General features: G+C 61.1%; 9 protein-coding genes. 5 read left to right on the top strand and 4 right to left on the bottom strand.

The genetic code is table 11. The features are described from left to right. Nucleotides 1-201: 201 nt before the first annotated feature. Nucleotides 202-1,413 carry a pyridoxal phosphate-dependent aminotransferase gene (locus C6Y56_RS19830; RefSeq protein WP_169431313.1) on the bottom strand — a complete coding sequence of 404 codons (1,212 nt, stop codon included), beginning with the start codon at nucleotides 1,411-1,413 and terminating at the stop codon, nucleotides 202-204. A gap of 225 nt (nucleotides 1,414-1,638) precedes the next feature. Here C6Y56_RS19830 and msrB point away from each other — a divergent pair, with 225 nt between their 5' ends. The 3 genes from msrB (at nucleotide 1,639) to C6Y56_RS19815 (ending at nucleotide 3,079) form a co-directional block, all read left to right on the top strand. Continuing rightward, complete coding sequence (gene msrB, locus C6Y56_RS19825; RefSeq protein ID WP_085730678.1) at nucleotides 1,639-2,034, top strand: peptide-methionine (R)-S-oxide reductase MsrB; 396 nt, start codon at nucleotides 1,639-1,641, stop codon at nucleotides 2,032-2,034. 101 nt (nucleotides 2,035-2,135) lie between these two features. After that, a complete protein-coding gene (locus C6Y56_RS19820; protein ID WP_085730592.1) occupies nucleotides 2,136-2,621 on the top strand; it encodes a glutathione peroxidase in 486 nt (161 codons plus the stop codon). After that, nucleotides 2,618-3,079, top strand: coding sequence for a MarR family winged helix-turn-helix transcriptional regulator (locus C6Y56_RS19815; RefSeq protein ID WP_169431312.1), 462 nt, complete (start codon nucleotides 2,618-2,620; stop codon nucleotides 3,077-3,079). The genes C6Y56_RS19820 and C6Y56_RS19815 overlap by 4 nt, the downstream gene beginning before the upstream one ends. On the opposite strand, the gene C6Y56_RS19810 is transcribed toward C6Y56_RS19815, so the two are convergent. Beyond that, nucleotides 3,063-5,384: a hybrid sensor histidine kinase/response regulator gene (locus C6Y56_RS19810; RefSeq protein WP_169431311.1), complete on the bottom strand. Its 2,322-nt coding sequence runs from the start codon at nucleotides 5,382-5,384 to the stop codon at nucleotides 3,063-3,065. The genes C6Y56_RS19815 and C6Y56_RS19810 overlap by 17 nt on opposite strands. A 166-nt stretch (nucleotides 5,385-5,550) precedes the next feature. Here C6Y56_RS19810 and C6Y56_RS19805 point away from each other — a divergent pair, with 166 nt between their 5' ends. Beyond that, a complete protein-coding gene (locus C6Y56_RS19805; protein ID WP_085710747.1) occupies nucleotides 5,551-6,441 on the top strand; it encodes an ATP-binding protein in 891 nt (296 codons plus the stop codon). Then, on the top strand, nucleotides 6,438-6,920 hold the full coding sequence (locus C6Y56_RS19800; protein WP_169431310.1) for a GAF domain-containing protein: 483 nt from the start codon (nucleotides 6,438-6,440) through the stop codon (nucleotides 6,918-6,920). Before C6Y56_RS19805 ends, C6Y56_RS19800 begins: the two co-directional genes overlap by 4 nt. Here the strand turns inward: C6Y56_RS19800 and C6Y56_RS19795 are convergent, their stop codons facing one another. Together C6Y56_RS19795 and C6Y56_RS19790 are read right to left on the bottom strand one after the other, a co-directional pair. Next, complete coding sequence (locus tag C6Y56_RS19795) at nucleotides 6,921-9,866, bottom strand: HD domain-containing phosphohydrolase (RefSeq protein ID WP_169431309.1); 2,946 nt, start codon at nucleotides 9,864-9,866, stop codon at nucleotides 6,921-6,923. A 48-nt stretch (nucleotides 9,867-9,914) separates the two neighbouring features. Next, nucleotides 9,915-13,571 (bottom strand): transporter substrate-binding domain-containing protein, encoded by a 3,657-nt coding sequence (locus C6Y56_RS19790; protein ID WP_169431308.1) that lies wholly within the window; start codon nucleotides 13,569-13,571, stop codon nucleotides 9,915-9,917. Nucleotides 13,572-13,578: the final 7 nt, after the last annotated feature.

Below are 13,578 nucleotides of genomic sequence, written 5' to 3'. Positions count from 1 at the left end.
ATCGGGTTCTGCAGTGTGCGGGACATTTCCCACCCCCTGAGCCGACATGGACGACAGCCATGCGCGGCCCACGGCCATTGCGTCGAGCTCGCGTGATCGATACGAATCGAAAGTGTAGAAGGCGTACGGAAGGGGGCAGGGCAGAAGTGTTGCTGAATCAGACAGTGCGCAACGAAAGGCTCGTTACGCACCGATGTCCGGTTACTGGCGGTAGGACTTGAGGAAGTTGCCGATGCGCCCGATGGCCATGTCCAGGTCATCAACACGGGGCAGGGTCACGACACGGAAGTGATCCGGCCACGGCCAGTTGAACGCCGTACCCTGCACCACCAGCAGCTTCTCGGAGAGCAGCAGGTCGAGCACGAATTTCTCGTCGTTGTGGATCGGACAGACTTTCGGGTCGATCTTCGGGAATGCATACAGGGCGCCCATCGGCTTCACGCAGCTCACGCCGGGAATGTCGTTGAGCAACTCCCAGGTGCGGTTGCGCTGTTCCAGCAGGCGGCCTTGCGGCAGCACCAGGTCGTTGATGCTCTGGTAGCCGCCGAGTGCGGTCTGGATCGCGTGCTGGCTCGGCACGTTGGCGCACAGGCGCATGTTGGCCAGCATGTCGATGCCTTCGATGTAGCTATGGGCGTTGTGTTTCGGTCCGGAGATGGCGATCCAGCCGGAACGGAAACCCGCCACGCGATACGACTTCGACAGACCGTTGAAGGTCAGGCACAGCAGATCGGGTGCCAGGGACGCGGTGCAGATGTGTACGGCATCGTCGTAAAGGATCTTGTCGTAGATCTCGTCGGAGAACACCACCAGGTTGTGCTGACGGGCCAGTTCCAGCATGCCCAGCAACACTTCCTTCGAATACACCGCGCCGGTCGGGTTGTTCGGGTTGATGATCACCATGGCCTTGGTGTTCGGGGTGATCTTGGCCTTCATGTCGGCCAGGTCCGGGAACCAGTCGGCGCCTTCGTCACACAGGTAATGCACCGCGTTACCGCCGGCCAGGCTCACGGCAGCGGTCCACAGCGGATAGTCCGGCGCCGGCACCAGCACTTCATCGCCGTTGTTGAGCAGCGCCTGCAACGACATCACGATCAGCTCGGACACGCCGTTGCCCAGGTAGATGTCTTCGATGCCGACACCTTCGACCTGCTTCTGCTGGTAGTACTGCATCACGGCCTTGCGCGCGCTGAACAGGCCTTTGGAGTCGCTGTAGCCCTGGGCGGTCGGCAGGTTGCGGATCACATCCTGGAGAATTTCGTCCGGCGCTTCGAAACCAAAGGGCGCCGGGTTGCCGATGTTCAGCTTGAGGATGCGATGGCCTTCCTCCTCCAGGCGTTTGGCGTGCTTGAGCACCGGGCCGCGAATGTCGTAGCAGACGTTGGCGAGCTTGTTCGATTTGCTGAACTGCATGGCGATGTGATCCCGAAAATGAACGATCCAGGCGGCGAATGGACAACCGTGCTGGGAATCCTGCGTCTTCACACAGGCAGGCGTCTTGAGCGGCGGTTTCCAACAATCCGTTTGAATGCGCAGGATCCCGCTGCCAGACTGGCGTGTGACGAGGCGCAATCATACGTGCCGCCCGATCCGTGGAAAAGGTACAGATCGGGCTTTTTCAGCCGCTGAGGTGTGATGATGGAAAAGATAGAAAAGACCCTGGAAGAATGGCGCGCGATGCTCGACCCGGAGCAATACAACGTGTGTCGTCTCAGTGCCACCGAGCGACCGTTCTCGGGCAAATACAACGCCACCAAGACCGACGGTGTCTATCACTGCGTGTGCTGCAATGAGCCGCTGTTCGATTCCAAGACCAAATTCGACTCCGGTTGCGGCTGGCCGAGCTTCTACGCACCGATCGGCGAGAGCGCGATGACCGAAATTCGTGACACCAGCCACGGCATGATCCGCACCGAAGTCAAGTGCGCCCGATGCGATGCGCACCTGGGCCACGTATTCCCCGACGGCCCGCCGCCGACCGGGCTGCGTTACTGCATCAACTCGGTGTGCCTGGATCTGGTGCCGCGCGAGTAACCGATGCGGGCGATCCACGGATCGCCTGTCGGATAATTGAATTGCACACAATTCAATTGCTCGCTATTTTTGCAGCTTCTCAACTTTCCAGAGTGCGCACCATGAGCGATAACCTGCTGACCATCCCGTGCACCACCATCAAGGGCGAGCAAAAGACCCTGGCCGATTTCGCCGGCAAGGCTGTGCTGGTGGTCAACACCGCCAGCAAGTGCGGTTTTACCCCACAGTACAAGGGCCTTGAGGAGCTGTGGCAGACCTACAAGGATCAGGGCCTGGTGGTACTGGGCTTCCCGTGCAATCAGTTTGGCAAGCAGGAACCGGGCAACGAGGGGGCGATCAGCGAGTTCTGCGAGTTGAATTACGGCGTCAGCTTCCCGCTGTTCAAGAAGATCGAAGTCAACGGTAACGGTGCGCATCCGCTGTTCGTGCAACTGAAAAAACGCGCGCCGGGCGTGCTGGGCTCCCAGGGCATCAAGTGGAACTTCACCAAATTCCTGATCGGCAAGGACGGCCAGTTGGTCAAGCGCTTCGCCCCGGCCACCAAGCCGCAGGACTTGAGCCGCGAGATCGAAGCCCTGCTCAAATGAATGAACTGTCCACCGATGCCCTGAAGCTCGACAGTCAGCTGTGCTTCAAGTTGTATGCCGCCTCCCGAGCGGTGATCCGTGCCTACAAGCCGATGCTCGACCAGCTCGGCCTGACCTACCCGCAATACCTGGCGATGCTGGTGCTGTGGGAGTGGCAGGAAGCGGCACCGGAGCAACCGACCGTCAAGGCGCTGGGCGAGCGCCTGGCGCTGGATTCCGGGACACTGACGCCGCTGCTCAAGCGTCTGGAGCAGTTGCAACTGGTGCAGCGACAGCGTTCGGCGCGGGACGAGCGTGAGGTTCACTTGAGCCTCACGCCTGAGGGCCAGGCGCTGCGCGAGCAGGTCGGGCCGCTGAAGGACCGGTTGCTGTGCGACAGCGGTGTGGACCTGGATCGACTCAACGAACTGCGCACCGGGCTTGACCATCTGTTAGGGCAAATCAAAGCGCTGTCGTAGTCGGTATCCACTGATCCAGCAGCGCTGCCAGTTCCTCGCGGCGAAACGGCTTGGCCAGGTAGTCGCTCATGCCTGCCGCCCGGCAGCGTTCACGCTCTTCGGACATGGCGTTGGCGGTCAGCGCCACGATCGGCAAGTGGGGCCAGCGGCCGCTCTGGCGGATCTGCCGGCTTGCTTCGTAGCCGTCCATCACCGGCATGTTGCAGTCCATCAGCACCAGGTCGAATTCGTGGTGTTCCAGTTGATCCAGCGCTTCTGCACCATGGGCCGCGACGATGACCTCGCAGCCGAGTTTGCCGAGCATGCCCTTGGCCACCAGTTGGTTGACCGGGTTGTCCTCCACCAGCAGCACCCGCCCGCGGCGTTGTGACGGCGTACTTTCGAACCGCGCACGATCGATGGTGATGATGTCCGGTTGCAGGGTTCTGCGCAGATTCTGGTACAGCGCGTTGCGTGCCAGTGGGCGGGCCTGCTGTTGCAGTGGAGCGAGGGCGGCAGCTTCTTCGCCGGGCATGAAGCTGCCGTAGGCTGTTACCAGCAGGATCGGCGCCGTCATGGTCGGCCGCAGACCGAACAGGCATTCGGGGCAGTCGGTGATGATGATGTCCGGCTTCAGGCCAATCAGCGAGTCGTCCATCGTGCGCTGTTCGTACGTCAGGCCCCAGACCGGCAGCAGGCTGCGAAGCAGTTCCGAGAGGCCGCTGGCCGCTGTGGAGATGGCAAGAACGTTGCCATGCAGCGGTGCCGGAATGACGGCGCGGGTATGACAGGGCAGCGGCAGTTCGGCACAGAACTGGCTGCCGAAACCGACTTCGGAGCTGATCGTCAGGCGTCCCTCCATGGCTTCGCACAGGTTGTAGGTCAGTGCCAGGCCCAGACCGGTGCCGCCGTACTGGCGGGTGATACCGGCCCCGGCCTGGGTGAAGGGCTGGAATATCTTCACCTGGGCTTCCTGGGCGATGCCGATACCGGTATCGCATACCTCGATGCGCACGCCGTCCTTCCAGGTCGACAGACGCACATCCACCCGGCCGAAGCGGGTGAATTTCAGTGCGTTGGACAGCAGGTTGCTGACGATTTGCCTGACCCGGGTCGGGTCGCCGAGTACCAGCGCCGGAAAGTGCGGATCGATCAGACACGTCAGCTCGACGCTGGGCGCGGCGTTCTGCGACAGCAGGTTGGCCGTGTCTTCGATCAGCGAGCCCAGATCGAACGGGATGTGTTCGAGCTCCAGTTGCCCGGCATCGAATTTCGATAGATCAAGAATATCGTTGAGCAACTCCACCAGCACCTTGCCCGAGTCGTGGGCGATGGACAGTTGCTGCTGCTGTTCGCCGGTCAGCGGACCGTCGAGGGACAGCGCGATCATCCCCAGCAGCCCATTGAGCGGGGTGCGGATCTCGTGGCTCATGTTGGCCAGGAACGCCGAGCGCGCTTCGGCCATGTCCAGCGCCGTGCTGCGGGCCACTTCCAGTTCCTCGTTGGACTGACTGAGGCGGGCATTGATGGCCTTCAGTTCGGCGGTGCGGGCCGACACGATGTCTTCGAGTTGAGCGAGGTAGTCGGTGAGGCGGTTTTCCGCGGTGCGCCGTTGCTGGATTTCCGTGGCGATGTTCTCGAACTGCTGGTTGGCGACCTTCACCAGCACGCCGATCTCGTCGTTGGCGTGGCCACCCGGACATTCCAGCGTGGTCGGTTCGGCACTGCGCGGATCGCGCCCGCTGAGTTCGCGGATCACCCGCACCAGCGGCTTGGTCAGCATCACATAGAACAATGCCAGCAGGATGCCGGTCAGGATCAGGCTGCGGGCGAAACCGTTGAGCAGCGTGACTTCGGCCCGGCGCAGGAAGCGGCTGCCGAAGGCGTAGGTATCCACTTCCAGACTCAGGGTGCCGAGAGACTCATTGGGCAAGTGGTCGAGATAGAGCCGGTCTTCGAACTCGCGTTTGGCGCCGAACAGGAAGTCGCTGATGACCCGGTAACCGCTTTGCAGCTCCGGCCGCTTGACGCTGGCCAGCACCGTCTGGTTGTTGTCGGTCAGTTGCGCGGAAATGATCGCCGGTGAACGCAACAGGCCCAATGTGAGTTCCTGGGCGAGCTCGGCGTCAATGTTGTAGGCGATGCGTGACGCCGGGTTGTGGCTGATTTCCAGCAGAGAAAGGATTTCACGGTTGATGGAGGCGTCTTCACTGGCATAATCGATGCCAATTTGCAGCAGACTGAGCAGCGTGCCCAGAATGAACCCGACCAGCACGGTAAGCCTGGCTTGCTTGTAAGACAGCCGGTGGGTGAATTTGATATCCATGGGGTGTTGAACCACTTACGTTTCCCTTCGCTGCTCAAGCATAGTCGATCATGCATGGATACCGGAGTTCCCGCATCGCCTTGTAACAAGGGCCGGGACGGGTGTCGAACGCTATCGGTTGTCGCTGTATCGCCATCATCACTGTGAACCAGCCCGAGGAGAAGACGTGGATTCCCGATTGAATGCTTTTCTTGAGCGCGCCGAGTCGGTTCTGGCGCGGATCGAACCGCTGCTGCCGGCACCACGCCCGGTCATCGACTGGGGCACTTGCCTGGCCGCCCGCTGGCAACGCGATGGACGCAGCGGCTACCTGCTGCCACTGGAAGTCAGTCTCGACATGCGCCTGTCGGACCTGATCGGTGTCGATCGGCAACTGGAACAGCTGGGGCGCAATACCCAGCAGTTCCTCGACGGCATGCCGGCCAACCATGCGCTGCTCTGGGGTTCGCGCGGTACCGGCAAATCCTCGCTGGTGCGGGCATTGCTGGCTGAGCACGCCAAGGCAGGCCTGCGTCTGATCGAGATCGAGCGCGATCACCTGGCCGACCTGCCACGTGTGGTGGAGCAGATCGCCAAACTGCCGCAACGTTTCGTGCTGTTTTGCGATGACCTGTCGTTCGAGTCCGGTGAGGGTGATTACCGGGTACTGAAAAGCGTGCTGGATGGCTCGCTGGAGCAGGCACCGGACAACGTGTTGCTGTACGCCACTTCCAACCGTCGCCACCTGGTGCCGGAAAAGGAAAGCGACAACGAAAACTGGAAACGCGTCGACGGCGAGCTGCATCCAAGCGAAGCGGTGGAAGACAAGATCGCCCTGTCGGATCGCTTTGGCCTGTGGCTGTCGTTCTATCCGTTCACCCAGGAACATTTCCTCAATGTCGTCGAACACTGGATCGGCCAGTTGGCCGCCAAGGCCGGGCTGACCTGGCAGCGCGACGAACAACTGGACATTCTCGCCGTGCGCTGGGCAACCGGCCGTGGCAACCGCAACGGACGTTGCGCGTACCAATTCGCCCGCTACTGGGTGGGACTCAAATTGCTGGAGCACAAGGCATGATTGATTTGCAACAAAGCGGCCAGGGCCTCGAAGGCTATGGCATGTTGGCCGCGCAACTGGAGTCGCTGCTGGCGGACGAGCGCGATTTCATCGCCAACGCCGCACAGTTTTCGGCGTTCCTGTTCAACCAGCTCGATGATCTGAACTGGGCCGGTTTCTACCTCAATCGTAATGAAGAGCTGGTGCTCGGCCCGTTTCAGGGCCAGATTGCCTGCGTACGCATACCGTTCGGTCGCGGCGTGTGTGGCGCTGCAGCGGCCAGCCTGCAGACCCAACGGGTCGAGGATGTTCACGCGTTTCCCGGTCACATCGCCTGTGACAGCGCATCGAACAGCGAGCTGGTGGTGCCGCTGGTCAAGGAAGGTCGCCTGATCGGTGTGCTCGACCTCGACAGCCCGAAGCTTTCGCGTTTCGGTGCAGACGATCAGGCCGGTATCGAACGGCTGGCGGCGATTTTCCTGCGCCTGACCGACTGCTGATCACGCCGCAAGCCCCGCCTTGTGCAACACGCCAGCGGGGTCGACCGCATCGATCTGTTGCGGGTCGAGGAAACGGCTGGCGTACTGCAGGTACAGGCCCTCGCGGATGAACAGGCCGAACAGCTCGGCATCGATGTGCGCCTCGCGGCACATGGTGGCCATGATTCCCAGCGCTTCGCTGAGAGTCTTGGCCTTTTTGTAGGGGCGGTCGGCGGCGGTCAGTGCTTCGAAAATATCGGCGATCGCCATCATCCGTGCCGGCAGGCTCATTTCTTCGCGCTTCAAACGTTTCGGGTAACCGGTGCCGTCCATTTTCTCATGGTGGCCGCCGGCAATTTCCGCCACGTTGTTCAGATGCCCGGGGAAGGGCAGATGGCTGAGCATCAGGATCGTCTGCACTATGTGGTGATTGATGATGTAACGCTCCTCGCGGGTCAGGGTGCCACGGGGGATGCTCAGGTTGTACAGTTCGCCGCGATTGTATTTGTAGCGCGGGACGTCGAGTTTGAATCCCCACCGATTGTCTTCCGGAATCAGCTCGCTGTCGGCGCGTTCGAGCAAGTGCTCGGGCTTGTCCGCCAATAACCTTTCGCTGACCGGCAGCGTCGGCGTCGACGTGCGTGCCTGGCGTCGGTTTTCCTCCCATGAAACGCCCAGGCGATCATCCAGCGTGCGTGTCCAGGTGCGTTGTGCAATACCTTCAAGACGCTGCAGGTCGGCATCGGCCATGGTCTCACTGCCCAGGTTGCAGCGGGCGACAAAACTGAAATCGTCATCCAGAGCCGTCAATGTCGCGTCGCGCAGGCGGGCCAATTGTCCTTCGTCACCCCCCGACGCCAGCGCTTGCCAGTAGCTGATCCACGCATCGCGTTTGAGCACTTCGAAGCGGGTGCGGATTTCATGGATGCGATCGTTCAGGGTTTCCAGTTTGGTGGCTTTGTCGACGACGTATTCCGGGGTCGTGACTTTGCCGCAGTCGTGCAGCCACGCGGCGATATGCAGGGCTTCCCATTCATCTTCGGTGGGCTGGTAGTCGCTGAAGGCCGGGGCCTCGCTGGCCGCCGCGGCATGGGCGAGCATCAGCGTCAGTTCCGGTACGCGCTGACAGTGGCCGCCGGTGTAAGGGCTCTTGGCATCGATGGCGCCGGCCAGCAGTTGAATGAACGCATCGAGCAGCTGTTTTTGCCGGGCTTGCAGGCGCTGGCTCTCGATGCACACCGCTGCGGCACCGGACACCGCCTGCAGAAAAGCGATGCGGTCGGGCCGCAGCTTTTCCAGGTCGAGGGTGGTGCCGCTGTCGTTGAGCAGCAACAGCAGCAGGCCGACCGTCTCGTTGTGTCGGTTGTGCAGGCGCAGACCGATCAGATGGACCCGTGGCGTGGCCATGGCCAGCAGGACCTTTTGCAGGTCGGCGGCCTGTTCGAAGCCCAGGCTGCTCACGGCGTTGTCGGCACGCCCCAGTTGCTCGAACCACTCGGGGCTTTGCGTGGCATCAAGGTTGTAGCCTTGAACATCGAACTCGGCCAGTGTCCGGGAACTGCCATCGATCACCAGACCGTAAGGCTCCATGCGATTGCCATCGTTTTCGCGCAGATAAATCAGGCCTGCCTGGGCCTGGGCAATCTGTACCGTTTCGAACAGAACCCTTTGCAGCAAAGGGGCGAAGCGGGTTTCGGCGGTCAGGCTGTCGGTGATGCGAAAGAAGCTGGCCAGGGTGTCTTTCATGCGTGCCATCGACAGGCTCAACTGATCGATCTCCAGCACCAGCGAGCGCCGGGTCACCGGGAAGTTGAAATCGAAACTGCGGATTGCGTCGGCCTCCCTGACCAGTGCATGCAGAGGTTTGACCAGAATCCGCGAGATCAGCCAGCCCAGTGGCAGGCACAGCAACAACGTGGCCAGGGTGATCAGTGCGCCTTGCCAGCGCATGCGATAGGCATCGACCAGTAACTCATCCTCCGGGACCAACAAGGCCAACTGCAGGCCTGTCGGTCCGCCTTCCTGCAAGTGGCTGCGGGCGACGATCCAGCGTCGCCCGTCGGCTTTCAGTCGATTGCTCTGGTGTTCACTGGACAACAGGGCATGCAGGCTCGGGCTCAGGTCGGCCGCCCGGGCCAGGCGGGCGGTCCGGTCGTCGACGATCAGCCGGCTGCTGTCGGGATACGCCACGGCGTTGCCATCGGCATCGAAGAGGACAATTTCGGTCGCCGGCGTCACCACATGCTTGGTCAGGGTCGCCGACAGCGCGTCGAGGGTCAGGTCGGCAGCAATCACCGCGTGTTCGCCGCTGCGTCGGGCGAGAGTAGTGCCGACATTGCGGGTGGAAAAAAATACGTAGGGCTCGGTGGTGACTTGCTCGTCCTGCTGCTGCGCGAGTGTGTACCAGGCCCGGCCGCGCGGGTCGTAGGCGTCGTCCTGATTGTCGGTGCGACCGAGCGCGGTCAACGCCCGGTCGAAGAACAGCGATTGCGAGCGGGCCTTGCCGCTGGCGTCATGCTCGATGCTCCAGACCTGATACGCCGCTGCATCCGGCGCCTTGAGCAAGGCTTTCAGTGAGGCGGTGCGCAATGGCCGCACCATGAAGAAGTCACCGTTGTCGTAACCCAGATACAGCGAAGCCAGGTCCGGATTGTCCGCCAGTGACTGGCTGAACGGCTTGAGCAAGGTCAGGCGTTGTTCGAGGGTGGTTGCCCGGGATCCCGGAGTGTCTGCAAGCAGACTCAACAAGTGCCGGATCGGTGCATAGGTCGATTGCAGATCGACGCGTACATCCTGTTCGATGCGTTCGAAGAGCTTTTCGCCGCTCGACAGAATGATCTGCGTGGTCTGCCGGTAGTTGAACAATCCCAGCACCACGCCGGTGAGCAACAGCAGAAAGGTGAACATGACGCTGATGTGCACGTGCAATGGGAACCGGCGTTGTTCCGGGCGCAGTGGGCTGGGCATTGCGGACTCTCCGTGTTGATAAACACACTGCTCAGCGTTCAAGCATAGTTAAGGCCCGCTCACTCTGCTCTGGTCGGATGTCATCTGTCGTTGCTCAAGTGCTTTCTCCAACGCATTTTCCAGTTCGAGGATGGCGTCATGGCTGTCTTCGCAACGGCGTGCGATCTCGCTCTGCGGCAATGTCTGCAGACAGGCCTGTTCAAGTGCATCGCAACTGTCGATCAGGCGGGTGGCCTGAGCAATGCGTGCGGCGCCTTTGATCCTGTGCGCAATCTCGGCCAGTGCCTGGTGGTTTCCTCCTCGGGACAGGGCTTGCAGGTCCTGGCGGTCCAGGCGACTGCTGTTGAGCAGTTCGGTCAGCAGTCGCCGGACCTGTGCCGGGTTTCCACCCGTCAGCGAGTGCATTCCCTGCAGGTTGAACGCGGGTGTGCGGAACAGTGGCCGTACGCTGTCGACCCACTGGCTCAAGACGCTCAGGCTCAGGGGTTTGAACAGGCACTCATTCATGCCGGCCTGTCTGCAGCGAAGGATCTCTTCCGGCTGGGCATTGGCGGTAAACCCGAGCACCGCGCAGGCCGGACGCTGCGTGAGCCTTTCGTGACGGCGGATCGCACGGGTCAGTTCGTAGCCGTTCATGACAGGCATGTTGCAATCGGCAATGACCAGGTCGAATTCGTTGTCTTTCCATAATTCCAGTGCGCTGCGCCCCTCTTCGGCGATGCTGAAGCGATGGCCGAGGTACTCCAGTTGCTGGCACATCAGCAGGCGATTGGCTGGATGATCGTCGACCACCAGAACATTGAGTGGCGTCAGGGCGGTCTCGATCTGCGGTTCCTGTTTCGGGTTCGTCACTTCGGCGGGCAGGATTGTCAGTGGCAACGACACACTCACCTGTGTGCCGATCCCCGACTGGCTGCTCAGTTGCAATGTTCCGCCCATCATTTCGCAGAGGTTGCGACTGATGACCAGCCCCAGGCCGGCACCACTGATTGCCCGGCACTTTCCATGGCGAGCCTGGGCGAAAGGCTCGAAGAGACGCCGTTGATCCTCGGCAGTGATACCGATACCGCTGTCCTGTACGGTCAACTGCACCCGTGAACATTCAGGGGGCTCGCCGGCCACAAGCTCCAGCGTGATCCTCACTTGCCCTTGTTCGGTGAACTTGATCGCATTGCTGATCAGGTTCGACAACACCTGCTTGAAGCGCAGCGGATCCAGATGCACGTCGACGTCCAGTTCGGGAGGGGAGAGGTTCAGCACCAGGCTCAGATGCTTCTGGCGAGCCAGGCCTTCGAATATCCTGATCACCGAGCCGATGGTTGCAACGAGGTTGACCCGCTCGGGGCTCAGGCTCAGGCGCCCGGATTCGATTCTGGCGATATCCAGAATGTCGCCGATCAGCCCCAGCAGGTCCTTGGCCGAACTGTAGGCGGTTTCGATGCTGGAGCGGTCCGGATGTGTCTTGTCCAGGCGTTTGAGGGTCAGTTCGAGCATGCCGATCACCGCGTTCATCGGCGTGCGGATTTCGTGGCTCATGGTCGCCAGGAACGTACTCTTGGCCCGGTTGGCTTCATCCGCCCGTTCCTTGGCGGCGCGAAGTTCGTCGAACAGTTCATGTCGCTCGCTGATGTCGATCCAGCCGCCGATGATGCCCTGAACTTCACCGCTGGAGTCGCGGTACGGCAGGATCCAGTGGTAGATCGTCAGGCGCCGGTTACCGATGTGCAGGGGCCGGTCGAGCACGAGCGGCTTGCCCTCACTCACCACTCGCTGGTAATCGGCCTGAAAGACCCGTGCTTCGAAGGCGTTGTTCAGTGCGCCCTCCATGACGCTTTTGCCAATGACGTCCTCGCGCCGGGCATTGAAGGCTTCGAGGTAACTGTCGTTGCAGCTTTGCAGCAGTCCCTGTCGATCACGTACGTAGATCGGGTGTGGCGTACCGTTGAGCAAGGAGCGCATGAACTCCAGTTGATCGTTCAGGGCGCGTTCGGCTGCTTTGCGCTGCCTGATCTGGCGGCGCATGTAGGCATTCCACAGCAGTGACAGCAGCAGGAGCAGGCCGGCTCCGCCGATGACCTGGTAGAACAGACGCCGATACTGGTGCCAGGCGCCCTGGGAAAGACTTGAATAGCCGCGCCAGCGACCATTGATGATGCCCAGTTCCTCGGGCGTGATGCTCATCAACGTCTTGTCGATGATCGAACTCAGCTCCGGGTTGTCACGGGCTGTTGCGACGGAAAATGCCGCCTGACTCGTGCCGATGGTGGTGGTGATCTGCAGTGGCTGTTCGAAAATGTGTGAGGCGATGAAATAGTTGGCGATCACCAGCGAGTTCACCGCCCCGTCGACCTGGCCTTCGTCGAGCAATGCCACCGCACTGAAGGTGTCCGGCGTTTCGATCAACTGGATGCGCGGAAACTCGCGGCGCAAGTAGCCGATCATCGGATTGCCCTGGGCTATGGCAAGGCGCTTGCGCTTGAGCTGCCCGAGATGCGTCGGGCTGTCGGCAGCTTTGCGGGTCAGCAGGACGTAGGAGTTTTCAAGGTAAGGACGACTGAACCTGAGGGTTTCCTCCCGTTGGGGCGTGGGCAGCAGGGCGGCGATCAGGTCGACCTGATGATTTTCGATCTGTTTGATCATCTCGGCGTCACTGCGGCTGCGGTGGACTTCGAAGCGCAGCCCGGTGCGCAGGCGGATGAGTTCGAACAGGTCGGCGCTGATGCCGCGAAAATTGCCGTCGGTGTCGAAGAACGTCAGGGGGGCGAAGGCCTCGTTGACGACCACGCTTACCACCGGATGTCTTTTCAACCATTGTTCTTCACGGTGGGTCAGTTGCAGTTTCTGGTCAGTCAGCAAGGTGTCGCTGCCGGCGCTCCAGCGTTTGGCGATGTTTTCCCGCTCGCTGGCCGGGACGGCCTTGAGCACGGCATCGATGATGCCCAGCAATTGAGGGTTGTCGCGACGCACGGCAAAACTGAAACCATGGGCTTCGTGCTTGCCGAAGTTGGCCATGCGGATGTTGTTCAGGTATCCCTTGCTGATCATGTAGTGAGTGGAAATGGTGTCGCCGAGAAACACATCGGCCTGATCGAATGCCACTGCGTTGATTGCATTCTGGTACGACGGGTAGGCCGTGATAAGGGCTTTGGGGTACAAGGCCTTGACCTCGTCCAGCGGCAGATAGTGATACAGCATGCTCAGCCGCAGACCGGCCAGTCCCTCGCTCAGTGAGCGGGTTTCGCCTTCGCGGGTCACCAGTACCGGTTGATCGATGGCGTAGGGTCTGGACAGGACGAGGCTGGCGTTTTCCGCTTCCAGCCCATTGGACGTCCCGAGCATGTCGATGCTGCCATCGATCAGTGCCTGTATCGCGGCATCTCGTGTGGCAAAACGCTTTACCCTGACAGGCAGACCGGTTGCCTGGCCGACCAGGCCTGCGTAATCGGCCGTGAAACCTTCGTAGTCGCGGCCGCTGGAGGTCATGTCAAAAGGCGGATAGTCCGGAGCGGATGTGCCCAGAATCAACTCGTTGCGCTTGTGCAACCAGCCTCGTTGCGAAGGTTCAAGCACGTCCGGCAGCAGCCTTTCGGTCGCACGGCTGATCAGGGTCAGGTCTTGTGAAGTGACGGACATGGCGCTTGCAGGCGTGATTAGCCCCAGACATGCACTCACTACAATCAGACAGTTCTTTAGACGGCTGGGCATGTTGGCT

This window comes from Pseudomonas fluorescens, from assembly GCF_012974785.1.
In the GTDB taxonomy this organism is placed as follows: Bacteria; Pseudomonadota; Gammaproteobacteria; order Pseudomonadales; family Pseudomonadaceae; genus Aquipseudomonas; species Aquipseudomonas fluorescens_BT.
Note: the sequence above shows the minus strand (reverse complement) of the source record. Positions and strands in the feature narration are given on the sequence as shown.

Bases quoted from the DNA above. Each gene is read 5' to 3' on its own strand.
- C6Y56_RS19830 (WP_169431313.1), bottom strand. From the start codon at position 1,413: ATGCAGTTCAGCAAATCGAACAAGCTCGCCAACGTCTGCTACGACATT.
- msrB (WP_085730678.1), top strand. From the start codon at position 1,639: ATGGAAAAGATAGAAAAGACCCTGGAAGAATGGCGCGCGATGCTCGAC.
- C6Y56_RS19820 (WP_085730592.1), top strand. From the start codon at position 2,136: ATGAGCGATAACCTGCTGACCATCCCGTGCACCACCATCAAGGGCGAG.
- C6Y56_RS19815 (WP_169431312.1), top strand. From the start codon at position 2,618: ATGAATGAACTGTCCACCGATGCCCTGAAGCTCGACAGTCAGCTGTGC.
- C6Y56_RS19810 (WP_169431311.1), bottom strand. From the start codon at position 5,384: ATGGATATCAAATTCACCCACCGGCTGTCTTACAAGCAAGCCAGGCTT.
- C6Y56_RS19800 (WP_169431310.1), top strand. From the start codon at position 6,438: ATGATTGATTTGCAACAAAGCGGCCAGGGCCTCGAAGGCTATGGCATG.
- C6Y56_RS19795 (WP_169431309.1), bottom strand. From the start codon at position 9,866: ATGCCCAGCCCACTGCGCCCGGAACAACGCCGGTTCCCATTGCACGTG.
- C6Y56_RS19790 (WP_169431308.1), bottom strand. From the start codon at position 13,571: ATGCCCAGCCGTCTAAAGAACTGTCTGATTGTAGTGAGTGCATGTCTG.